21 protein-coding genes and 1 tRNA gene are annotated in these 22715 nt (G+C 60.7%); 11 read left to right on the plus strand and 11 right to left on the minus strand.

Annotation, left to right across the window (positions count from 1 at the left end; translation table 11 throughout):
• Positions 1-43 precede the first annotated feature (43 nt).
• The 5 genes from accC to Mal15_RS34425 form a co-directional block, all read right to left on the minus strand.
• Positions 44-1390, minus strand: a complete 1347-nt coding sequence (accC, locus tag Mal15_RS19885) for an acetyl-CoA carboxylase biotin carboxylase subunit (RefSeq protein WP_147869362.1) — start codon at positions 1388-1390, stop codon at positions 44-46.
• A 131-nt stretch (positions 1391-1521) separates the two neighbouring features.
• A complete protein-coding gene (gene accB / locus Mal15_RS19890) occupies positions 1522-1995 on the minus strand; it encodes an acetyl-CoA carboxylase biotin carboxyl carrier protein (protein WP_147869363.1) in 474 nt (157 codons plus the stop codon).
• A 39-nt stretch (positions 1996-2034) separates the two neighbouring features.
• The gene (locus tag Mal15_RS19895) at positions 2035-3120 is read right to left on the minus strand and encodes a M24 family metallopeptidase (RefSeq protein WP_147869364.1); all 1086 of its coding nucleotides are present in this window, start codon (positions 3118-3120) and stop codon (positions 2035-2037) included.
• The gene (locus Mal15_RS19900; protein WP_147869365.1) at positions 3117-3881 is read right to left on the minus strand and encodes a leucine-rich repeat domain-containing protein; all 765 of its coding nucleotides are present in this window, start codon (positions 3879-3881) and stop codon (positions 3117-3119) included. The genes Mal15_RS19895 and Mal15_RS19900 overlap by 4 nt, the downstream gene beginning before the upstream one ends.
• Entirely contained in the window at positions 3881-4108 is a 228-nt protein-coding gene (locus tag Mal15_RS34425; protein ID WP_199773694.1) for a PDDEXK family nuclease, read from the minus strand. The genes Mal15_RS19900 and Mal15_RS34425 overlap by 1 nt, the downstream gene beginning before the upstream one ends.
• 199 nt (positions 4109-4307) lie before the next feature.
• On the opposite strand from Mal15_RS34425, the gene Mal15_RS19910 reads away from it, so the two are divergent.
• Both Mal15_RS19910 and cmoA read left to right on the plus strand, forming a co-directional pair.
• Positions 4308-5258: a DNA integrity scanning protein DisA nucleotide-binding domain protein gene (locus tag Mal15_RS19910; RefSeq protein WP_147869366.1), complete on the plus strand. Its 951-nt coding sequence runs from the start codon at positions 4308-4310 to the stop codon at positions 5256-5258.
• 18 nt (positions 5259-5276) lie between these two features.
• Entirely contained in the window at positions 5277-6008 is a 732-nt protein-coding gene (cmoA, locus tag Mal15_RS19915) for a carboxy-S-adenosyl-L-methionine synthase CmoA (RefSeq protein ID WP_147869367.1), read from the plus strand.
• A gap of 24 nt (positions 6009-6032) precedes the next feature.
• Here the strand turns inward: cmoA and Mal15_RS19920 are convergent, their stop codons facing one another.
• Positions 6033-7580, minus strand: a complete 1548-nt coding sequence (locus tag Mal15_RS19920; RefSeq protein ID WP_147869368.1) for a CehA/McbA family metallohydrolase domain-containing protein — start codon at positions 7578-7580, stop codon at positions 6033-6035.
• Positions 7581-7743: 163 nt separating this feature from the next.
• Here Mal15_RS19920 and Mal15_RS19925 point away from each other — a divergent pair, with 163 nt between their 5' ends.
• From Mal15_RS19925 to Mal15_RS19935, 3 genes are all read left to right on the plus strand, one after another.
• The gene (locus Mal15_RS19925) at positions 7744-8727 is read left to right on the plus strand and encodes a DnaJ C-terminal domain-containing protein (protein WP_147869369.1); all 984 of its coding nucleotides are present in this window, start codon (positions 7744-7746) and stop codon (positions 8725-8727) included.
• Positions 8728-8736: 9 nt separating this feature from the next.
• Positions 8737-9117, plus strand: coding sequence for a ribonuclease P protein component (gene rnpA, locus Mal15_RS19930; RefSeq protein ID WP_147869370.1), 381 nt, complete (start codon positions 8737-8739; stop codon positions 9115-9117).
• Positions 9118-9900: 783 nt separating this feature from the next.
• Positions 9901-10167 (plus strand): hypothetical protein, encoded by a 267-nt coding sequence (locus Mal15_RS19935; protein ID WP_147869371.1) that lies wholly within the window; start codon positions 9901-9903, stop codon positions 10165-10167.
• Here Mal15_RS19935 and Mal15_RS19940 read toward each other — a convergent pair.
• Complete coding sequence (locus Mal15_RS19940) at positions 10107-11114, minus strand: peroxiredoxin-like family protein (protein WP_147869372.1); 1008 nt, start codon at positions 11112-11114, stop codon at positions 10107-10109. The two genes, Mal15_RS19935 and Mal15_RS19940, sit on opposite strands and share 61 nt — an antisense overlap.
• A 126-nt stretch (positions 11115-11240) precedes the next feature.
• Here Mal15_RS19940 and Mal15_RS19945 point away from each other — a divergent pair, with 126 nt between their 5' ends.
• On the plus strand, positions 11241-11633 hold the full coding sequence (locus tag Mal15_RS19945) for an acyl-CoA thioesterase (RefSeq protein WP_147869373.1): 393 nt from the start codon (positions 11241-11243) through the stop codon (positions 11631-11633).
• An 82-nt stretch (positions 11634-11715) separates the two neighbouring features.
• Here Mal15_RS19945 and Mal15_RS34430 read toward each other — a convergent pair whose 3' ends face one another.
• Genes Mal15_RS34430 through Mal15_RS19965 form a run of 3 tightly spaced genes read right to left on the minus strand, consistent with a single transcriptional unit; the run spans position 11716 to position 16123 of the window.
• Positions 11716-13392 carry an ABC transporter permease subunit gene (locus Mal15_RS34430; protein WP_199773695.1) on the minus strand — a complete coding sequence of 559 codons (1677 nt, stop codon included), beginning with the start codon at positions 13390-13392 and terminating at the stop codon, positions 11716-11718.
• Entirely contained in the window at positions 13389-15005 is a 1617-nt protein-coding gene (locus Mal15_RS19960; RefSeq protein ID WP_233902908.1) for a sugar ABC transporter ATP-binding protein, read from the minus strand. The genes Mal15_RS34430 and Mal15_RS19960 overlap by 4 nt, the downstream gene beginning before the upstream one ends.
• Positions 15002-16123, minus strand: a complete 1122-nt coding sequence (locus tag Mal15_RS19965; protein ID WP_147869374.1) for a sugar-binding protein — start codon at positions 16121-16123, stop codon at positions 15002-15004. Before Mal15_RS19965 ends, Mal15_RS19960 begins: the two co-directional genes overlap by 4 nt.
• Positions 16124-16433: 310 nt before the next feature.
• Here Mal15_RS19965 and Mal15_RS19970 point away from each other — a divergent pair, with 310 nt between their 5' ends.
• Positions 16434-17951, plus strand: coding sequence for a sensor histidine kinase (locus Mal15_RS19970; protein ID WP_167546923.1), 1518 nt, complete (start codon positions 16434-16436; stop codon positions 17949-17951).
• Between the two features lie 59 nt (positions 17952-18010).
• Here Mal15_RS19970 and Mal15_RS19975 read toward each other — a convergent pair.
• A tRNA-His gene (locus Mal15_RS19975) sits at positions 18011-18084 on the minus strand.
• A gap of 384 nt (positions 18085-18468) precedes the next feature.
• Between Mal15_RS19975 and Mal15_RS19980 the strand changes: the two genes are divergently transcribed.
• The 4 genes from Mal15_RS19980 to Mal15_RS19995 all read left to right on the plus strand — a co-directional run bounded on the left by Mal15_RS19980 (position 18469) and on the right by Mal15_RS19995 (position 22715).
• Positions 18469-19272 carry a hypothetical protein gene (locus tag Mal15_RS19980; RefSeq protein ID WP_147869376.1) on the plus strand — a complete coding sequence of 268 codons (804 nt, stop codon included), beginning with the start codon at positions 18469-18471 and terminating at the stop codon, positions 19270-19272.
• Positions 19269-20306 (plus strand): hypothetical protein, encoded by a 1038-nt coding sequence (locus Mal15_RS19985; protein ID WP_147869377.1) that lies wholly within the window; start codon positions 19269-19271, stop codon positions 20304-20306. Before Mal15_RS19980 ends, Mal15_RS19985 begins: the two co-directional genes overlap by 4 nt.
• A 129-nt stretch (positions 20307-20435) precedes the next feature.
• On the plus strand, positions 20436-21170 hold the full coding sequence (locus Mal15_RS19990) for an SDR family oxidoreductase (protein ID WP_147869378.1): 735 nt from the start codon (positions 20436-20438) through the stop codon (positions 21168-21170).
• 180 nt (positions 21171-21350) lie between these two features.
• Positions 21351-22715 (plus strand): GDSL-type esterase/lipase family protein, encoded by a 1365-nt coding sequence (locus Mal15_RS19995; RefSeq protein WP_147869379.1) that lies wholly within the window; start codon positions 21351-21353, stop codon positions 22713-22715.

Genomic DNA, 22715 nt, shown 5'->3' on the forward strand with positions numbered 1-22715 from the left:
CGCCAATGCGATCAGCCATCCGATCAGTGCATTTTCCAAGAGATTATTTGCCCGTGAATTCGCGTTCGACGAAGTGGGTGTCGTGCTTGCCCGAAACGAACTCGGGGTGTTGCAGCACCCTTTCGTGAAAACTGGCCGTCGTCGAGATCCCGTCGGTCTGGATCTCCGCCAACGCGCGGCGCATCGTCGCGATCGCATCTTCACGCGTGGGCCGGTGCACGATCAATTTGCCGATCATGGAATCGTAGTGCGGCGGCACGGTGTAACCGCCATACACGTGCGAATCGAATCGCACGCCCAATCCGCCGGGCGAATAGAACTTCGTGATCTTTCCCGGGTTGGGCATGAAGTTTTTGTCGGGGTTCTCGGCGTTGATCCGGCACTCCAACGCATGCCCGATCACTTTCAGTTGATCTTGGGAGAACGAGAGTTTTTCGCCGGCGGCGACGCGAATCTGTTCCTTGATCAAATCCACGCCGGTGATCATCTCGGTCACCGGGTGTTCGACCTGAATCCGTGCGTTGACCTCGATGAAAAAGAAATCGTCGTTCTGGTCGACGATGAATTCGACGGTCCCCGCGTTGCTGTATTCGGCGCCACGGATCATGCGAACGGCCGCTTCGCAAATCGCCTTGCGTTTCTCGTCGGGCAAATTCGGGCTCGGCGCCTCTTCGATCAGCTTCTGGTGACGACGCTGGACGCTGCAATCGCGTTCGAACAGGTGACAGACATTGCCGTGGGTGTCGGCAATGACTTGCACTTCCACGTGCCGCGGGGACCCGATGTAACGTTCCAGGTACACGCCGCCGTTGCCGAACGCGGCTTGCGCTTCGGTGCGGGCTTGGTTGAGCGCCTTTTCCAGCTCTTCGGCACTCTGGGCGACTCGCATTCCCTTGCCGCCGCCGCCGGCGGTGGCCTTGATCAGCACCGGAAATCCGATTCCCTCTGCCGTCGCGATCGCCGCCTTGTCGTCTTCGATCAACCCGTCGCTGCCGGGCACGACGGGGACATCGCTGGCGATCGCCATCGACCGGGCGGTGTTCTTGTCGCCCAGCTTTTCCATCGCGGCCGGACTGGGACCGATGAATTCGAACCCGCTCTCGCGACAGACTTCGTTGAAGTGGGCGTTCTCGGCCAGAAACCCGTAACCGGGGTGAATCGCATCGACGCCCGCGACCTCGGCGGCCGCAATGATCTGGTCGATCTTCAGGTAGCTTTCGGCGCTCTTGGGCCCGCCGACGCAATACGCTTCGTCGGCCAATTGGACATGCATCGAATCGGCATCAGCGGTGCTGTAGACCGCGACGCTTTGGATACCCATCTCACGGCAAGCGCGGATGATTCGAACCGCGATTTCGCCGCGGTTGGCGATCAGTACTTTTTGAAACACAGCTCTCTCTGACGTACCCGGTGGTGATGCGGCGCGCCCGGGATGGCAGCCACATTAAATCTGACGATCGGCTGCTAGCCGATGTGGTGGTGATGGGGCCGACGTTGCGGCCGCCGGGGCTGAAAAGGCGTCTAAGGGTTGGGTTGAATTCGGAACATCGGCTTTCCGAAATCGACCGCCTGCTGATCGGCCACCAAGACCTCCAGGACCTTGCCGCTACATTCGGCAGGGATCTCGTTAAACACCTTCATCGCCTCGACGATGCAGACGATCGTGTCGGGGCTGATCATCTGTCCGACCTGGACGAACGGTTCCGCCTCGGGGTTCGCCTTGGAATAAAACGTTCCGACCATCGGGGCGTTGATCGTGATCGATCCGTCATCGACCGCTGCCGGTGCCGCCGCCGGGGCGGCCGCTGCTGGTGCGGGCAACGGAGCGGCTGCCGCCGGGGCAACGGGCGCCAAACCGCCACGACCGAGTTTGATTCGATCGTCACCCTGCTGCAAATCCACCTCCGTCAACTCGTGCTCTTCCATCAGCTTCACGATGTCACGGATGCGTTCTAAATCGAAGACGTTGTCGCCCGCTTGTTTGCCTTTGCTCATGCCTATCTCGATCGCGAAAAAAAAAGATTGGGCGAGGTTTTACAGGATCAACCCACAATCATCGAGTCCCTTTGGCATTTGACTGAGAACCTCGTGCCCAGTCTCTGTCACCAAAACGTCATCCTCGATGCGGATTCCGAATTCGCCACCAAAATACACCCCCGGCTCGACCGTGATCACCATACCGGGTGCCAGAACGTCCTCACTGACCGCCGAAAGTCGCGGCATTTCATGAATTTCTAGTCCCACACCGTGGCCCAGCCCGTGCACAAAGTATTCATCCAAGCCAGCGCTTTTCAGCACATTTCGAGCCGCCGCGTCCACTATTGACGCATCCACGCCAGGACGAATCGCATCAATCGCTGCGAGCTGAGATTCTAAAACGGCTTCATAAGCCGACAGAAACCGCGCCGGCGGGTTGCCGAAATGAAAACTGCGGGTCATGTCACTCGCATAGCCCCCCAATTTGGTGCCCCAATCGACCAACAGCGTCGGATAATCGCCGACCACCGCCAGACTGCTGCGGTAATGCGGCTTTGCCCCTCCCGGCCCCGCGCCGATGATCGGCTCGAAACTGAACCCGGTCGCCCCCAATCGGCGGATCGTCGCCTCCAATTCATAGGCGATCTCCTGCTCCGTCCAGTCCGGCCCCAATTTCGCCAGGATCGACTGCAGCGCCCGCTCATTGATCCGCACCGCACTCCGCAAGATGTCGATCTCTTCGGCGTCTTTGATCATCCGATGTCCGCTGACAACGCCCGTCGTCTCGACCCACTGGATCTCGGGCAGCCGTTCTTTGAATTGCCGGACCTGCGCGAGCGTCACTTGGTCGGCTTCGATCGCGATGCGGGCCGCGCCGGTCCCACCGACCACCTCGGCGAAAAAATCGATCGGTTTTTCCGCCGGCGATTTAATCGCCACGGCCAACCCCGGACACTCTTCTTCCAACTGCTCGGTGTAGCGCCCGTCGCTCAGCATCGTCTGGCCGGTCGCATGCACCAACAAGGACGAACTGTCGCCGGTAAACCCGGTCAAGTAGGTCACGTTGATCTCGTTGGTCACCAAGAACGCGTCCGCTTCGATCGTCGCAAGCTGGCTACTTAGTTTTCGGATTCTGTCGTTCATGGGTGAGGTTGCTTCACACGATCGGGGTGTTTTTGGTTGACGTGAACGTGCAGATTCGGGTGAGTCTCGAACAACCAATCCCACCCCGACTGCGTCACCGCGCTATCGTCCAAATAGAGCGACTGGAGTTTGGGCAGCGAAGCGATCTGCCGCAATCCCAGGTCGTCGATCGGCACCCCGATCAGATGAACATTTCTCAGGCTTTCGATCGTCGCCACCGCGCCGGCCGTCTCTGCCCCCAGTCGCGTGCCCCCCAGACGTAAGTTTCGCAGTTGGGACAATGCCGCCAACTCACCAACGCCCGCCGCGGTGGCATCGCAGTGCGGCAGGTTCAGAATCTGAATCGACTGGCAACCGGCGATCGCCTTCAGCCCCCGATCGGTCAGCGGCGAGAGCCGCAGCCGCAGATGAACCACACTCGGCAGCCTGGCAATCGCCTCCGCCCCGGCGTCGGTGACCGCCCCCGCATCCAACTGAATCACTTCCAGCCACTCGTCACTGGGCTCCACGGCGCTCAAGTCCGAGTCATCGACCGAGGTTTGCGATAGTTTGATTCGATCCGCTTGCCCCGACCGCCCGCCGGAAAGTTGCTCGGCAAAGCCGATTTCCGACGTCGCCGATTCGTCCACCGATGCCGTCGACGTTTGCTCCGGCGACGGACGACGACACCCGCTCGCTGACAAGAGCAGCAACAGGGGAAAGAATGCTGGCAGGGTCACGATGGCGCGGCGCCATCTGCGGTTGCGAAGGTGCTCAGTCATCACTGGTCCGAGGCGTCCGATTCGTCCAGTTGCACATCGTCATAAACTCCCGCAGCGGCAAACGCAGTGAAAACGGTCACATGGGTCGCGATCGCATTGTGACGGTTCGAACCGCCCGCCGGCGCGTAAACGATCCCGGCGACGTACTCGTGCCGCTGATCGGAAAGCGTCTCTCCGGCCAAGTAGTCTTGGATGGAAATGCGGTCGTGGTTTGTGGCGGGGTTCATCTCGGCGAGTCTACGCTTTGGGGAGTCCGACTGCAAACAACATCGCCGCTGCGATTCGGAGTCAGTGACACGTGCTCCGATCGGCCATGGGATCGCAAAAAAACAGGCTCGAACAGGCCCGCATCACTGGGCGTGATTTTAACGGTGAGCTACAGTTTAGGGACGACGTTTCTCGCTCATTGATCAACCCACCGGCGCTATGGCAACCCTCCGCTTGACCAAACACAACACGGCGATGCTTGCATCGGCGATGACGTTGGTCGATGCGATTTCCGCCGACGCGATCGTGCTGCTGCTGGAAGGGGCGACCGATTGGCAGCGATTGGCCGAATTGGTGGCCAAGCACAAGTTCGAGAAACCGCTGATCGTCGCGGTCGACTCGATCGAAGAATTGGACGGGGCGGCCGAGGCCGGGCTGAAACCGATCGCGCTGAACAAAGAAAAAGCCCCGTTGCTGGAACGGTTGCAGCACGCCTTGCTGGAAGCCGCAGCCGACGAGTTCATCAAACCCAACGACGAAGTCGTCGCGATCTATGGCGGTTTCACTTCCGGCCGACTCGATTCGATCAGCCACCTGAAACTGGACGAACGCATGCGTCGACTGACGACGCGCGACCTGCAGTCGCTCGAAAGCAGCGTTCCGCTGAAAACGATGAAGGTGGTCGTTGATCTGGCCGTCCAGATCGGCGTCGAAGGCCGCGAAGGCAAACCGGTCGGGGCACTGTTCGTCGTCGGCGACACCCGCAACGTCCTCAAGCACGCCAGCGACAGCGGCGTCGACCCGTTCCGCGGGTACAACAAAAAGGCCCGTAACCTGTTCGACGCCAAAGTCCAAGAAGACGCCAAGGAACTCTCTCAGTTGGACGGCGCCTTCCTGATCACCGCCGACGGGACGATCGAACGCAGCCGGCAGATGCTGGAAGTGCTGCACGAAGACCTGAACATGTCCAAGGGCCTGGGTTCCCGCCACTGGGCCGCCGCCGCGATCACTCGACGCACCAAGGCCGTCGCGATCGTCGTCAGCCAGTCCACCGGGACGGTGCGTCTGTATCAAAACGGATTCCTGAAGATGCAGATCGAGCCGATGGACAAGGGCATCAAATGGCAGGAGATCTCCTTCAAGCCCCCGAGTGCCAGTGGCGATGACTAGCGCCACCGGCGATGACTGATGTCTCGCGACAACCTCTATTCCCTGCCGCGTGAGCGAGTCGGCCAATTCCAATTTGACGCCGATGTCGCCAACGTCTTTCCCGACATGATCTCGCGGTCCGTCCCCGGATACGCCTCGATCCTGTCGGTGATCGAGCAATTGGCCGGACGTTTTGTGCTCCCCGGCACCAACGTCTACGACCTCGGCTGCTCACTGGGCGCCGCCACGCTGCTGATCCGCAATCAGGCACCAGCGGACGTCAGCATTCACGCGGTCGACAACTCCGCCGCGATGATCGACCGACTGCGAGACAAACTGGACGCCGATGCGGCCGCCCCGGATGCCTGCGAAGTCCACTTGCAACTGGCCGACATCTGCGACGTCGCGATGAACAACGCTTCAATGATCGTGTTGAATTTCACCCTGCAGTTCGTGCCCGCCGAAAAGCGACGCGGATTGCTGCAGTCCTGCTTCGATGCCCTGCTGCCCGGCGGCGGTTTGGTGATCAGCGAAAAAGTCTGTTTCGACGATCCCGGACAACAATCCCTGCTGACCGAATTGCATCTGGATTTCAAACGCGCCTGCGGCTACAGCGAATTAGAAATCGCCCAGAAACGAACTTCGCTGGAAAACACCTTGATCCCGGAATCGATTGCCGCTCACTCGGATCGGCTGACAGAGATCGGCTTCAGCGTCGTCGCCCCGTGGTTCCAATGTTTCAATTTTGCATCCATCCTGGCCGTGAAATAAACAGCCGCCCAGCCCACGGTGGGGTCAGCGATTCTCCCAAAACTCCCGCGCCGCTCGAATGAACGGCACATAGCCGGCTATCTCCTCCGGCGGCAATCGCGTCAACCGTTGCTCGTACTGGGACAACCAGTCTTGGAAGAACCGCACGCTTTCCTGAGACACGCGGCGGCGGCCGTCAAATTCGATCCACCAGGGGGCCGACACCGCCGCGCGATAATGGTCGTCGTGCAGCGTCATCACACGAAGGATCACCCAACCGCTCTCTTCGGCCATGATGGGCGGGATCTCACCGCCGGCTTTGGCAAATTCATCCAAGCGGGCGCTGTAGTGCACGCGGTTGTTGTGAATCACCTCCAGATAGTCGACCGGATCGCGGACCGCCAGATTCAATTCCGGTTGCAAACGCAACACTTCTCCGCTGTGGCCCTGGAAAACGTGGCCGGGCAATTTGCCGCCGACCAAGGGACGCAACAGCGGTCCGTTGGTCGCCACGCTGTTGCCCGCCCAGACGCCCTCCCACCAGGCCTGCTCGGAGGCCGGTTGGGTCGGCGATGACACATCATCACCAACGCTGGAAGTGTCGGATGTGACGTACAAGCGGTTGTAGCCGATCGGGGTTCGCGCCGAAGCGTCTCCGCCGCCGGCCAGCGGGACCAGCGGAATCCCCGCGTCGAGGACGTGTCGATAAATCCGCTCGGCGTAGCGGCCGACTTGGGTGGGCTCGCCCAGAGAGAACGACGACGGAGCGTGGCCATCGCGGATCGCCAGGACTCGCTTGTCCAGACGCAGCCAATCGCCCATCACAAAGATGCCCTGCACCTTGCCGCTGGCCAGCCAAACCGGCAACTCCCAGGCAAAGGGGTTTTCGATTCCGATTTTGACATCCGTCTCGGTTTCGCTGTTGATGACCGCGACCAGGTGTTTCAGCGAGTTTTCGGTGGATGAGAACGTCTCTGCGGCCTGTTCATCCAGTCCGAAATAGGCCAAGCCCCGATCACAGGTCACGTCGGTGCGGACCCAGAGCGGGTCGTGACCGATCGGGTCGTCGGCATCGCGGTGGGGAATCGGCTTGGCCGGCCGCTTGCCCAGCACGGCGGCGACGTGGAGGTCCTCCGAGGCCATTCGCAGCGGCACGCTTTCCGACGACGGCGTGACGCAACAATCACCCGCCAGCCATCCCTCGGCCGCCATGTCGACCATTCGCGGCAGCGCGACGGTTTTTTCATCCAAGCTGGTTTTTTCCAGCTCGAAGGTACCGTTGATCACCCGGTATTCGGGTCCCCGAATGATTCGAAAGCGATACGGCCCGTCGGGCAATTCCAGCACGACGCTGCGATCGACGACAACGCCGATCCCGGCCGAAACGGTCTGCCGGACCGGCAGCGGTTTTTCCGAACGTCCCGACGGGGCAACGCCGCGATAGAACTCGACCCGTGAAATGACGTTTTGTCCACTCGATTCGTCTTCCAGGTGCAGCGTCAATGAACCGCCCGCGGCCAGACAGGGACTGGCCGCAGAAATCAGAAGCCCTAAAGTAAACGCCCAATGGGCCGACCTTTGCCGTAATTTCATCCGAGACAGGTTCCAGCGTGATTGCGGCGCAAACTTTGCTCCTTTGGGCCCGTTGGCACCGACCGTGCCAACTTTGTTGTCGGCGAAGTATAAACGGTAACCGCGCCGGATCGGCCCCTTTCCCCACCCACCATCTGACTAATCGTTAGAGAAAACCTTTATCGTGGCTGAAGATCTTTACCAAACCCTGGGCGTTGCTCGAACCGCCTCGAAAGACGAAATCAAAAAGGCCCATCGCAAACTGGCACTGAAGTTTCACCCGGACAAAAACCCCGGAAAGGACGCGCAAGAGAAATTCAAGCGGATCCAGGAAGCTTACGATGTCTTGAGCGACGACGAAAAACGGGCTGCCTATGACCGCTACGGCAAGGATTTCGAAAAGATCCGTGGCGGCGGGTACCAAGGGGCCGCACCGGGAGGTTTTGACGGACTGGATCTGGAACAGATCTTCGGCGGCGGCGGTGGAGGTGGAGGCGGCGGCCAAGCCGGCGGATTCAATTTTGAAGGCGGCTTCGGAGACTTTTTCGAACAGATCCTCGGCGGCGGCGGACGCGGACCGCGAGGCGGCGCCGGCCGCGCCGCCGGTGCACGAACCGCCCCGAACCGCGGCCCGCAGAAAGGCGCCAATATCCGCCATGAACTCGAACTGCCACTCTCGCTGGCCGTACGCGGCGGGGCGACGGAGTTCTATGTCGGTGACGAAAAGTTGTCCGTCACGATTCCGCCCGGTGTGGCCGACGGGGCAAAAATGCGACTCCGCCAGCAAGGCGAGCCCTCGCCCAGCGGCGGCCAGCGCGGTGACCTGATCCTGGTGATCAAGACGTCACCCCATCCGCACTATCGCCGTCGCGGCCAAAACCTCGAACTGACCCTGCCGGTCTCCCTGAGCGAAGCGGCCTTGGGGACCACCGTGGATGTGCCCACGCCATCGGGAGTCGTCAGTCTGAACATTCCCGCAGGCAGCAGCGGCGGACGCAAGCTGAGGCTCAAGGGGCAAGGGATTCCTTCCAAATCCGGTGCCAGCGGGGACCTGATCGTCCAACTTCAAATCAAGTTGCCCGAATCGATCGACGACGAGTCGCGGGAGTTGCTGAAGAAGTTCGCGGCCAAGAATCCCCAGTCGCTGCGTGAGGATTTGACCTTCTGACGGCCAGCGATGAAACCCAACGCCTTTCCCAAATCGAAACGCGTCGTCAGCGGCCGCGCGTTCACGCTGGTGCTGCGAAAAGGCGGCTGCGCGGCCGATGATTGCTTGGTGGTTTTCGCGTTCCCCCGCCGCGAAGGCGACGACCGCTCCGACCAACCTCGTCGACTGGGCGTGACCATCCCCAAGAAAACCGGGAACGCCGTCGTCCGAAATCGCTGGAAACGCTGGATCCGCGAGTCGTTTCGTACCCAGCAGGCGGACTTCCCAACCGGGTATGACTTCGTCGTTCGCCCCAAAAAAGGGGCAACCGGAAACTGGACCTCCATCCGCCGTTCGCTGCCAAAACTGGCCCGAAAAGCAGCTCGGCGGCTCGAATCGAAACGGGGTTAGCAGGCGCTGGTAGAAGGGACGAATGCTAGCGGGAAGCGTAACGGGCTGTCGATTTAGTGAGCCGACGGCGCTAGCCGCGGGCCTAGCGGTGCCAGCATCGCCCCTTCGAGGCCCGTGGCTAGCGCCATCGGCTCACTCTTGTTTCGGTTGCGATTAAATCGACAGCCCCGTAAGCGAGCGGCGAGTGAAAGGATGGTGACGGTACAGAAGAGGCAGAAAGATACGGGGCAAAACGATGGGGGCAAAACGATGACTCTTGGGAAAAGAAGGAAGGAGGCGGAGGCAGAATGATTCGGGGCAGAATGATGCAGTAGCCGGACGACGAAGGCTCGCTCAATCATTCTGCGTCCCCATCATTCCGCCCCCACATCATTCCGCCCCCACATCATTCTGCCCCCACATCATTCTGCCCCCACATCATTCTGACCCCACATCATTCTGCCGTCTTATCGCCTTGCCCCCATCGCCTTGCCCCCATCGTTTTGCCCCCATCGTTTTGCCCCCATCGTTTTGCCCCCATCGTTTTGCCCCCATCGTTTTGCCCCGATTCCCGCAGCCCGCCACCTGCAACGCCCCCAAGCGGCGACTCGAATCGATCCTGCAAATTAAATCGCTTGCACTGACAATCGGGCTCCTTTTGCCGCGTGATCCTGAAGCGAGCTGGACTTTCACGACTGCTCCCGACCTGCGGTGTTCATTTCACCTATTCTCCTAACGGGTGGAAAGTCGAAGAACACCTAGAACAATCCAGCTGCAAACACGATCCAAGCCCGTTGAAGATCGATGGTGAAATGCCCCCGCTGTAAGAACCGGCCCAACGAATGTTACCCGTCCCGCTGGTACAAGCAGGTGCCGTTTTTGCTGACGCTCCGCATCCGCTGGCGATGCATGCGTTGTGGCGCCACCTTTGCCGACTGGATCTGGAGCGAAGATCCGCCGAACACGCCCTACCAACGCCAGGGTTCGTCGCCATCGGACACGTCGGCCGATCAAGGTGACGAGGGCTCGACGGACGTCGAGCGAATTGCCGGGTCGGCCACGCTGCAATAGTCCGGTCGCGATGCGGCGGTTTGGTGGCGAAACGCCCGCACGATTTGATTGTCGCGAACCAGGAACGCGCCGGGCATCTGAAATCCGTCGCCACCCAGTTTGCCGACACCGTGGCGGTTCAGAATCGCGCACTTGAAGCCCCGCCAAAACACCGACAGCCCGAACAATTGGCCCACCCTGCCGCGTCCCAATTCATAACCCCGGTACAGGCGACAATCGGGATCGCTGATCCGGTGGACATCACCCAGACCATAGGCCTCAAAGAAAGCCCGGCTCGATTCGTTGTCGCCCATGTGCACCAGCACGATCGCCGTCCCCATCGCTTCGATGCGCTCGCGTTGCTCGCGAAGGTCTTGCAACGCTTCACGACAGAACGTGCAACCGCTGTGGCGCAGAAACACGACCAGCACCGACTGATTCCGCGACAACTCCGCGATCGTCGCACCCTGCTGGGACCGAAATTGCTCGTTCAATCGGCTGACGGATTCCGCTTCGCCAACCGCTGCCGGGGCGCTGAACGATTTGAACGCCTGGAACAGAATCATGCCAAAGGGGACCCACCAAATCAAATCGTTGGTCAGGTTCACGATTGCCCACTCCATCGGCAACCGGCCGGGTGCCCCAGGGGGCAGCACCAACCACTGGTATGCCATGCCGAGCGGACCGAACGTCTTGCCCAGGAATCCCACCAGCACGATCGGCCAGTGCCGATAAGGATCGCGGGCGGCGATCGCGTAGCCGACGCCGTAGACCCCGACAATCATCCCGACGCACTGCCAGATTCCCGGATAGATCGGCCGATCGATGCCCGTGATGTCGAACAAGTCCATCGGGCGCAACACCACCCAGCCGCCCCACACGAGGTTGTAGATCGCCGCGGCAATCAAGACATGTGTCATCCAACGCGGATGCGACGTGGCGGCGGTGGTGGCGGTGAAACGATTCATCGGCTCGGTTATCAATCCAAGGTCGGTCCGCAATAATGTGCACTGCCTTTAGAGTGCACTGTCGTCAAGTCAGACGGCGGATTGCCTACCCTACCTACGATAGCCGATTTGGACCGCGGTCGACCGATGCGAGAAAACACGATCCAACACCGCGTTCGTTACGACGAGTGCGACCCGATGGGCTTTGTCCATCACAGCGTCTACCTGCAGTACTTCGAAATGGGGCGCACCGAGTTGCTGCGTGCCAGCGGCGGGCGGTACCGCGACATGGAAGACGAGGGCTTGCTGGTCGTGGTGGTTCGAGTGGACTGTCGTTACAAATCACCGGCCCGTTACGACGATTTGATCGACATCCACACGCGGATCGCCAAGGTCACGATCGGCAAGATCGTCCACGAGTACACGATCTCGATCGACTCAAAAATCCTGGTCACCGCCACGGTCACCCTGGCCGTGATCAACCGCGACGGCCAAGTCCAACGCGTCCCACAGAGCTTGTTGGATCAATATGGGGAGTGATGTCACTCCGCCAACCGCTCGGACAAGCTTTGATTCTTGCCGGCGCCGAGTTCGGAGAACACGGCGACGCTCTAGAAATCCGCTAGTCGGCGCCGACCGGCGGCTCGGTGTCAACGACTTCGGCCGCCAGGACGGCTCGTTTTGCCACGATGCGTTTGACGACGACGTCGACGATCGCTCCGGCCAGGATCACCATGCCGATGATCGCGAATTCCAACTTGGTGCTGATGCCCAGGATGTTGATCGCGTTGTACAGCACGCGCATCACCGCGGCGCCGATCACCACGCCCAAGATGTTTCCCTCGCCGCCGCGAAGGCTGCAGCCGCCCAACACAGCCGCCGCGATCGCGTACAGTTCGTAGAAATTGCCAAAGCCCGACGGCTGCACCGAGTTGACGTCCAACGCGAACAGGATGCCGCCCAGCCCCGCGGCCAGTGAGCACAGCACGTAGGCCACCACGATCATCCGTTTGGTGTTGATCCCGCTGTATCGGGCCGCTTCTTCGTTGCGCCCCAGTGCCAGCAAGTAGCGGCCATACACGGTTCGGTTCAGAAAGATCGCCGCGACCACCGCCAGCGCGATCATGATTAACATCGGCATCGGGACCATCGTGGCGGCAAGCTGGGTTTGCCCCAGCAACGCCATGACACCGGTGGCAATCAACGCGGGCGTCAGCGCTTTGGACTTTTTCGATGCCGTGCCCGCCGCCGAGATCAGCCAGCCGACCGAACCGATCACGCCGCCGACGACGAAAAAGACGATCATCATCAACGTGTTTTTCAACATTTCGCCTGACACGATGATCGCCCCGACCTGCCAGCGGTCGTCGCCTCCCGCGCTGCGGTACAGCGGCACCAGCTGCCAAACACACAGAGCCAACAAAACCAACGAGACCAGGACCAACGCCAACGGTTTCTTGACACGCCGGGCATCCGATTGCCAGGCCCAGCGGAGAAACAGGACCAACGTGGGGACGAATAAAAACGTGCCGGCGTACTTCATCACCGTCGACGGCATCATCGCGGCAGCGTCCGACACCTCGATCCCCAGACTGCGGATGCGATAGCCGGCGACCTCGATCAGCGTCGTTCCCGGCCCCGAATCCCAACCCAGACAAAAACGCGACGCTCCCGCGACCGCCAGCAGCACCCCGATCGCCGGGATCGACCACGCGGAAATCTTGTTCGCGTCGCTTTGGCCATCGCCCGAGTCGATCTCGGATCGCAGCCGACGAAGTTTCCACAGCCCGTACAGAAACAAACACACCCCGCCGCCCAGCAGCATCGTTGCCCAACTGCAGGGTTTGCCGATCGCCAACAACCGAAGCCCATCGTGGTCTTGGCCGAACCCGAGCGTATCGTCGTCGGTCAACCAGCGCGCAAAGCCGCGATAGAACAGCAATCCGCACAGCGTGACCACAAACGGTTGCAAATCCAATCGAGTGATCAACAACCCGTGCAGCAATCCGATCGCGGCGGCGGTAAGCATCACGATGATCACCGCGGCCGTCGGTGAATACCCTTGGCCGACGACCAACATGGGCAACAGACAAGCGACCAAGCCCACGACCGATCCGATCGACAGGTCGATCCCGCCGGTGATGATCACGAACGCGACACCGATCGACAGGATGCCGAACAGGGCGCTCCAGCGCGTCGTGTTGTATAGGTTGTATTGTCCGACAAAGCTGTCATTCAAAACCGTCGTGAACAGACAGACGAAAATCAGCAAGCCAAAGATGCCTAGGATCTTGTTCATCGACTGGTCACACCCGTTGCCAAGTTCATGATTTGTTCTTCACCGATTTCGTCACCGACCAACTGGCCGGTGATCTCGCCCTCGTGCATCACCAGCGTGCGGTCACTCATCGCGATCACTTCTTCCATTTCGCTGGAGACGAACAGGATGGCCAGCCCCTCGGCCGCCAGCGTCTCCATCAACCGATAGATTTCCTCTTTCGCGCCGATGTCGATCCCGCGTGTCGGTTCGTCCAGCAATAGAATCTTGGGGTTCATGGCCAGCCATTTTCCCAGCACGACTTTCTGCTGATTGCCGCCCGACAAATAACGCACCACCTGGTCGGCCGTCGGCGTCTTGATCCGCAGCCGATCGATGCTGTGGATCGTGTCGTCGGATTCGGCGGCGAAGTTGATCCAACAGCCGCCGCGCGCCTTGTCCGACAAACTCGCCAAGGAAACGTTGGTTCGTACCGAAAAGTCGATCACCAGCCCCTGCTCCTTGCGGTCTTCGGGGACCAACCCCATGCCGCTGGCGATCGCGTCTTTGGGGCTCCGCAATTGCACACGTCGGCCGTTGATTCGCAAGGTGCCGCCCAGAGGCTGTGTGACGCCGAACAGACAGCGCAACATCTCGGTCCGCCCGGCGCCGACCAGCCCCGCAACGCCGACGATTTCACCCGGCATGACATGAAACGAGACCTTGTGCGTGGGGTGATCGGGGACGACCAGATCGATCACTTCCAAGGCGGGCTTGGCGCTTGCCGCCTGCTCAGTGCCTTCTGCCGATTGGCCAGTGCTCTCTGCCGATTGCCCAGTGCTCTCTGCCGATTGCCCAGTGCTTTCCGCCGCCAGCCCAGTGCGGATCGTCCGTTCGTAAAACCGCGACACGTCTCGGCCCACCATTCGGCTGACCATCGCGTCGTGATTGATTTGGTCACCAACCAGCTCGCCGGCGTTCTCGCCGTCTCGCATCACGGCAACGCGATCAGCCAGTGCTTCGACTTCGGCCAAGCGGTGCGAAATGTAGATGACGCTGACGCCGTGCTCGCGCAAGCCGCGAACGACGTCGAACAAGGCCTCGGCCTCGCGCTGCGAAAGGCTGCTGGTCGGCTCATCCATGATCAACACCCGCGCGTCGATCGACAGCGCTTTGGCGATTTCGACCATCTGTTGACGTCCGATGGTCAGCTCGCGGACCAGGGTCAGCGGATCGACCTGCAGTCCGACCGACGCCAAGTGGCGGCGGGATTCGTGGACGATCTTTTCGCGATCGATCAGCCCGAAACGCGTCGGTTCGCGTCCCAAAAAGATGTTCGCACCGACCGACAGATTGTCCGCCAGGTTCAATTCTTGGTGAATCAACGTGATGCCCAGCCGCATTGCGTCGGCGACGCTGCCGATGGCCACGGGCGTCTGGTCGACTAAGATTTGACCTTCGTCGGGTGGCTGGACGCCGGCCAAGATTTTCATCAGCGTGCTTTTGCCGGCGCCGTTTTCACCGACCAACGCCAGGACCTCGCCGGGCATCAACGTCAAGTTGATGTTGTGCAGCGCGCGGACACCGGGAAAGCGTTTTCCCAGCGATCGTACTTCCAGCAACGGACGCGGATTCTTTCCCTGCGCCACGCTCACTGGGCCGTCGCGTCCGTTTCTTCTTCCCCGGTCAGCTTCTTCAGTTCCGCCCAGAACTCGTCGACGTTGTCCTTCCGGATCGAGCGGGCCGGAATATTCAAAAAGCCGCCGTCGGGGAGCGCCGATTCGTCACCGCGAGCCAGCTTGGTCAGCAATTCGACCGATTTGTAACCGTACTGGTACGGGTTTTGAACGATCGTTCCGTAACACGAACCGTCTTGGATCGCTTTCAACGTGTCGGGGTCTTCGTCGAAGCCGACGACTTGGATCTTGCCAACCTTGTCGGCGCCTCGAACCGCTTCCAGGATGTTGGGCGGGTTGTAGGCGAACAGACCGATCATGCAGCCGATGCTGGGGTGTTTGACGATCGCATCCTCGGCGCGGCTCTTGGCGATCGCAAAATCAAAGTTGTCGGTCCGCGTGTCCAGGATCGTGTACTTGTCGCCTTTGAGCACACCGTCGGCGGGGTCGAAGGACCGGTCGGGGTCGTTGGACCGGTCGAGCAATTCGTCGATGATGCCTTGGCGTCGTTGATCCGCGTTCAGCTGGCCCAGGCGACCGACAAAAAGCATCACTTCGCCCCCGTCGGGCATCGCTTCTTTGACCAGTTTGCCGCACATCCGCCCGGCGTCGTAATTGTTCATGCCGATGTAGGCCAGGCGGTTCGATTCCGGGGCGTCGGAGTCTTGGGTGATCAGATTGGTCGCCGCAGCCACATCGTTCAGGATGCCGGTTTGATTGGCCGGGTCGATCGGGCTGACGGCGACGCCATCGACTTGGTCGGAAATCAACTCTTCCAACATGCGTTTTTGATCCGCGGTTCCGTCGGGAGGCATGCGGACCAGGCATTCGACATCAAAGTCCTTGGCCGCCGCCTTGCAACCTTCTTCGGCGATGTCCCAAAACGATGCGATCCCGTTGGTCACGTAGGCGATCCGCAGCTTTCCATCCGAGGACGTTTTTACCCCCGACGCACCGGGGACGTTTTCGGAGGCTCGATCGCCCGACGCGGCGGTGTCGTCGATTTTTTCGATCTTGCATCCGGTCAGTGCGAGACCGACGGCGATCAGGGCCGCGGCAACGAGCGGCGTGAACTTCACGTGAATAGGCAGACGCATGGGAGGCGGTGGGAAAGGAGGAGTAGCGGGGCCGCAGGGGACGTCGATCGTGCGATCGGTAAAGCGAGAGTTTAAGTTCGCCGCGATGGGGTCGCAAGCTTTTCGGCCTCACGATCGGCACATCTGGCAAGGTCTGACGGAGAGAGCCAGTTTCCGGCGGTCGATCCTGGCAGGGACGTGTAGCCGCAATCTCAACCTAGCCGATATGCACATCCTAACAGGTCACGTCGAGGGCCTTCCCGGTGCGATCCCCTCCCGCGCGTCATCGGCGTTACCTGTCCCCCCTTTCGTTTCTTGGAGAATCCACACCATGACGTCAACGTTTCCAATGTCTGCCGGCACCGCCATGCGGGACAGTCGCGCGGTCGATGATCGTGGTGCTCCGCACGAGGTCGCGACGGCGGCGAGGCGGTTGCCCGGGCAAACTGTCGGCCACCGCGACGGTACGATCGTGCCCCGCCGTTCGGCCGCCTCCGACGCGACCGACTATGAAACGGTCTCACGATTGATCAGCGAAACCGCTCACGACCTGCGCGCCCCGTTGTCAACGATCCGCGAAGCCATCCGCCTGGTACGTGATGGCGAACTCGGCGCGGTGTCGTCGGCGCAGGGCGAGTGCTTGTCGGCCGCGATCGATCAATGCAACTGTGCCGTGCAGTTGGTCGACGAGATGGTCCAATCACGTCGGTTCGATTCCGGTTTTCCCAACGTCACCCGTCAATGGATTTCGATCGACGAGTTGAAAGCCGGGGTCGAAGCAACGTTGCAACCGTGGATCTTGCCGCGCGGAATCCACCTGCTTTGGGACGGACCGTTCGAAGAAGGCCTGAAGGTCTATGCCGACGTCACACTATTGCGTCGCCTGATCGTCAACTTGGCCGGCAACGCGATCCGGGTCACGCGGGAGGGCGGCCCCGTATTGATTCGCACCCATGTCAATCGTGACCGGGGAGTGATGAATTGGTCCATCGTCGACCAGGGCGCCGGGATCTCACCGGCGGATCTGGAGTTGATCAGCGCCGGCAAGGCTCCGGCAAAAAGCATGGGTGGGCTGGGGCTGATTATCAGCCGGCAACTCGCCGCCGCACACTTTTCGACACTGCGGATTGAATCGCGTGTCGGTACCGGAACCGCCGTCAGCTTTCAAACGATCGTCGGTGGCCCCGCCGCGGTGGCCGCTCGTTGGGTCAAGTGGCGGTCGGACCTGATCACGATCCAGCAACGGAAAGTCCTGAACGAAGACCATCGCGTCCACGAGGTCCGCCCGTCACGCACGGCGAATCCGTCGGTTGCATTGGCTCCGCCACGTCGTGTGCGAATCGATGTCCCGTCGCGAATGATCGAAATGGGTGCCGGTGAGGTTCAACCTGCCTTTCCCGATCACGTTTGTCTGACAACCGTCTCGTTGGGAGCCGCGATTCCTGCAGCAAGCTCCGATGCTTTTGACGCCTTGTTGCAACGGTCGATGCGGTTCACCGAATTGGCCTACCGCACCGGGCAGCGAAGCTGGGTCATCGCGTGGGACGCCGATCTGCAGACCGGGATCGCCAAACGGACGGAACTGGAGCGTCAAGTGCACAACGAAATGGAAGCGATGCGAATGACGTGGGGGGCGGCCAATGTCGTCCCGGCCACGCCGCATCCGGTCTATGGAACCCCACTCTCAAGTCGATTGAGTGATCTCATCGTGCGTCAAACGTTGGCCGCCGCACAACAGGCAGTCGACGATGACGACCAGACGCAAGCGACCTCAGATTCCATGCTGGCCTCGTCGGCCGCGGCCACACGCCTGGACTTCGACGTCCAGTGGTTGCGGGCCAACCGATAGGTTACCGCGCCGCGTAACGGGAGCTGCCAAGAGGTTCCCGGTTCGATCAAGAAAAGCAGGGTGGATGACCGGGTTCGAACCGGCGACATCTGGAACCACAATCCAGTGCTCTAACCAACTGAGCTACACCCACCGCGAGGTTGTCGTGGCAAATTCGGCGGCCGCTTTCGCGGTGAAATTGCCAACGAGATTTAAGACTTTATCCGCCGCCGAAAGTTCGGTCAACGGTCCGAATAATTTCTCTTCGGGTCTCGCCCGGGCGGCTGCGGAAAAACCGCTCCAACCGGCTGAGTCGACCACCGGCGTTGGATTCCCGATCGGGGAACGCCAGAGAATCGGGACCTCGTTCAGCTGGACCGACGCCTACCTGCCACGTTTTGTCGCCTCTCGCCGTGCCCCTGCTGCATTGCAAAATCGATGGTGCGTCGCACGGTCCGTTTTCGGATCCTTCGGCAGCGGGTAATCTATCGCCTTGCCACCCCGATCCCCGCATTGCGTTCTCGCTTCATCCTAACCTATGGCCCGCCGCAAGCTCTCCAGAAAGACCCCACGCGGTCCCTCCCCCCAACAGCCCGACGGCTCCATCGATCCTGCCGGAACCGAGGCCGCGGAAACGCCCCAGCAAGCGGAAACGCCTCTGCCAGCGGAATCGACGGCCGTCGCGACGCCCCGCCCCCCCAGTCCGTTTTGGGTCGGCTTGATTAGCGCGGCGATCGTGGTGCACCTGTTGGCGCTGTTTGTTTCCTATTCGGCCCTCATCGAACCCTCGTCCACCCATTCGAGCCTGCTGGATCTGGCCTCGCCGTACCTGCGTTCGACGCATTTTTCGGCCGACGGCCGGCGGTTTTATTTGGCACACGCGACGCCTGACGAGCAACCCCATCGCCTGCAATTCGCCTCGGCCGGCAAAGACGGTGATTTGGTGATCGACAGGCAGACCGAATGGACGACGGTTCAGCCCGGTGGGATTGCCGGGTTGGCCGCTTCGGATCGCTATGGCCGCTGGATGGCGTTGGCGGCGACGCTGGCTCAATCGGACCGTCCCAGTTTGGCGGCCGCCTTGTTGATGCCGCTGATTTCGGCCGACCCTTCGATCGATGCGGTTCGTGTGGTGCGTTTGCCCACCCAATTGACCACCGTCGCCGACGACTCCGCGCCGCCTGTCTATTTGGCCCGTGTCGTCCGCAGCGGCGATCAGGTGAGGTTGGTTTCCATCGGGGCAAAGCGATTGTCGACGTATGCTCGTGACCCGGAAACCGGTGCCGAGACCGAAGCGGATGCGGCAGCAAACGCGCCGGTCGGGGAGGCGGCGAAGCCATGACTGGACAGTTCTTCGTTCGCTGGACCGAATTTTGGTTCACGCCGTCCCCGATCTCGTCGCTGCGAAACGTTCGCCGCGGGCTGTGCCTGGTGGCCGCCGTGTATTTCGCTTCCGCACTCGCAGATGTGGACACCTGGTTGACCCGCGGTGCCCCGGCGTCGAGCTCCAATCTGGCGACGTTTTTTCGCACCGCCGAGCTGACCGGCGACGCCCGCTGGATGGTCTCACCACTGTTCATTTGGGATGCCGTCTGCGGGGAATCCCCCCTCGGTGAATCGGCATTGGTTTATCGGCTTTACCTGTTGGTCGGGATCGCGTTGGCGATTTTCGCCGCGGCCGGTGACCGGCTGGCCGGCTGGAACGCGCCGAAAAAACTGGCTGCCTTCGGCACCGGCAGCGGACCGACCGTGTTGCTTTGGATCTGGTTCGTCGGCTGGGCCAACCGTGTCGTTTTGCTCGCCGGAACCGTGGAACCCGTGCTAAGCCTTTCCCTGGCCGCGGTCGCGATCGCCCCGGCTGGACGTGTCACTGCGGGCCGCGTCACCGCAGCTGCCGACGCCGCGGGGGGATCGGGTGCCGGTCCGATCAGCTGGCGGGCGACGCTGGCCAGTCGGCTGTTGTCGGTTCAAGCAACCTTTATCGCGTTGATCACCACGGCAACGTTGTTGGCCAGCCCTGTCTGGTGGAACGGCACCGGTGCGTATGCGTTGGTGGCCCCCGCCGAAGATCGCTTCCTCAACGTGATCGGGACGTTTTTTGAAACGCCCCTGGTCTATGAGTTGCTAACGGCGTTGATCGTGTGCATGTTGCCGATCGGAGTGTTTTTGGCTTGGCAACCGGCCACGCGCAAGATCGGCGTCTGGATCATGATTGTCTGGAGCGGCTTCGTCGGGCTGCTTTCGGCCAACCTACTCTACGCCGTGACGCTGGGGATCATCGCCACCACCATCGGGGCTTTAGAAAGTCACCGCACTCCCGCCGGAGTGATCGGGGCAAAATCGCTCGACGACGGAAGCACAGCAACGAAGGTCTAGACGCTTTATCAGAGCAGAAGTGCTCAGCGGTCTGGCGGGTATTTACAATTTGTTACCATCGCACTCCCAGCGTGCCCCCGCGCCGCTCGGGTTTGTTCAATTCACTTTATCTTTAATAGGATTTGATTCGTGAGCAGTTTGAAAGGAAAGATCGTCGCGATCACCGGCGGTGGCACCGGAATCGGAGCCGGGATCGCCACGGCCCTCGCCGAATCGGGATGCCGCGTCGTGATCGGCGGCCGACGGCTGGAGAAACTTCAGGCGGTCGCAGACGCGGTCAAATCGGAAACCCCGATCCACTGCCACACCTTGGACGTCGCCGATCCGGCCAGCATTGACGCGTTCTTCGCCGACGTGAAGTCACATTTCGGCGACCCCGATATTCTGGTCAACAGCGCGGGTATCAATATCCAGAAACGGACGATGGCTGAAATGGTCCCCGAAGACTGGGACCGAGTGATGCAGATCAACGCCACCGGTGCCTACCGCTGCATCCATGCGGTGTTGCCGGCGATGCGTGCGCGGCGCGACGGTCTGGTCGTCAATATTTCCTCGGTCGCAGGCAAACGAGCGATTTCGCTGGGCGGGGTCGTTTATTGCGCCAGCAAATTCGCGATGACCGCACTGGGAACCGCGATCAGCAACGAAGTCCGCGATGAAGGCGTACGCATCACCAACGTGTATCCGGGTGAAGTCAACACGCCAATCTTGGAAAACCGCCCCACCCCGGTTTCGCAGGAACACAAGGATTCGATCCTGCAGCCGGAAGACATCGCGTCGGTCGTCGCCACGATCTGTGCGCTGCCGCCACGTGCCAACGTGCCCGAGGTGGTGATCAAGCCGACCAAACAGGAATGGGTCTAACGAAGCCACGCACGACGTGACCGGTATTCGAGTATGCTGGGGCGTTCGGACTAGGGGTAAGAGAATTCGGGAAGGTGAGAAGTGAGGGCAGGCCGCTGTCCTTCTCTTCTTGCTCGAAATCTTCTTACCTCCAAAATCTTCTTACCCGAAAACGACACGACGATTCCCCGAAGTCTTCCCATGACGCGATGCCTTTTTCTGTGTGTGTGCCTGATTTCGTCCGCCTTTTGCGTCGGGACGCCGGTATTCGGGCAAGACAGCGTGGAAGCCGTCCAGCGGCGGTTCTCCATCCCGGCCGACGAGGCGATGCCCGGCGCCGGGCCGGTCCGCCGCTATGATTGGTTCAAGAATCTATGGAATCAGCGCCGGACCACGTTCGAAGCCAACGGCGCGGCCAGCCAGGGGGCGGTCGTCTTTTTGGGTGACTCGATCACCCAGGGCTGGCGCGATGACTTTTCAGGCGCGCTTGCCGGAATGCCAAAAGCCAATCGCGGGATCAGCGGGGATACCACCCGTGGCATGCTGTACCGACTGGAAGAGGATGTGATCGGCTTGAATCCGGCTGCGGTCGTGATGCTGATGGGTACCAATGACCTGGAGGAAAAAGCGTCGCCAGAACAGATTGCCGGCAACGTCAAATTGATCCTCACTGAGCTGAAACAACACAACCCCCACATGCCGATCGTGTTGTGCGAAGTGTTTCCCAGCAGTGCCACAAAGTCTCGCCCCGCCGAAAAGATCCAGGAGATTAACCGGCTTTATCGCGAGCTTGCCAAAGGCGATCCGCAGATCACCGTGATCGACACGTGGACCTTGTTCGCCGATGAAAACGGTGACGCGAAGCCGAGTGAGTTTCCCGATTTGCTGCACCCCAATGCCGCCGGCTATACCAAATGGGAAGCCGCGTTACGTCCGATTTTCGCAACGTTGGGGTTGATCGAAACCGAGACGGATTCATTTAAGATCGAACCCGACGCCGTCCGCCTATTTAACGGCACGGATTTGACGGGGTGGGGCTATCGTCGGACGACCGACCAAATGCGAAAATCACGCGACCGTTGGATCCCCAACACCAACGGCGCGGTGGTGTGGCCGCTCGTCGAACAAGACGTGACCTTTGATGGAAAAACAGAGACGCCGGAGGGGCGTTACCGTGCCATAGCGGGCCGATTGGTTGTCACCACGCCTCCCGAAGGCCGCAAGATTCAGCAATTATGGACCACCCAGGAGTTCAACGAGGACTTCCAGTTGATCCTAGAATTTCGCGCCACGCCGATGGCCGACAGCGGAGTCTTTATCCGTGGGAATCAATTACAGTGCCGCGATTATGCCTTAGCCGGCCCCTACAAGACGTTGGACCAATATCGACCGGGCGACTGGAATGAATTGGTCGTGACCGTCAAAGGGACGTCGGCGCACTGCACCTGTAACGGGGAAGTGATCGAAGACGCGTTCCAGGTGCCCGCGTCCGGTCCGATCGGATTGGAAGGTGATCGTGGCCAAGTCGAATACCGACGCATTCGTCTCCGCAAGCTTGGGAGCTAA

It is taken from the genome of Stieleria maiorica (assembly GCF_008035925.1).
In the GTDB taxonomy this organism is placed as follows: domain Bacteria; phylum Planctomycetota; class Planctomycetia; order Pirellulales; family Pirellulaceae; genus Stieleria; species Stieleria maiorica.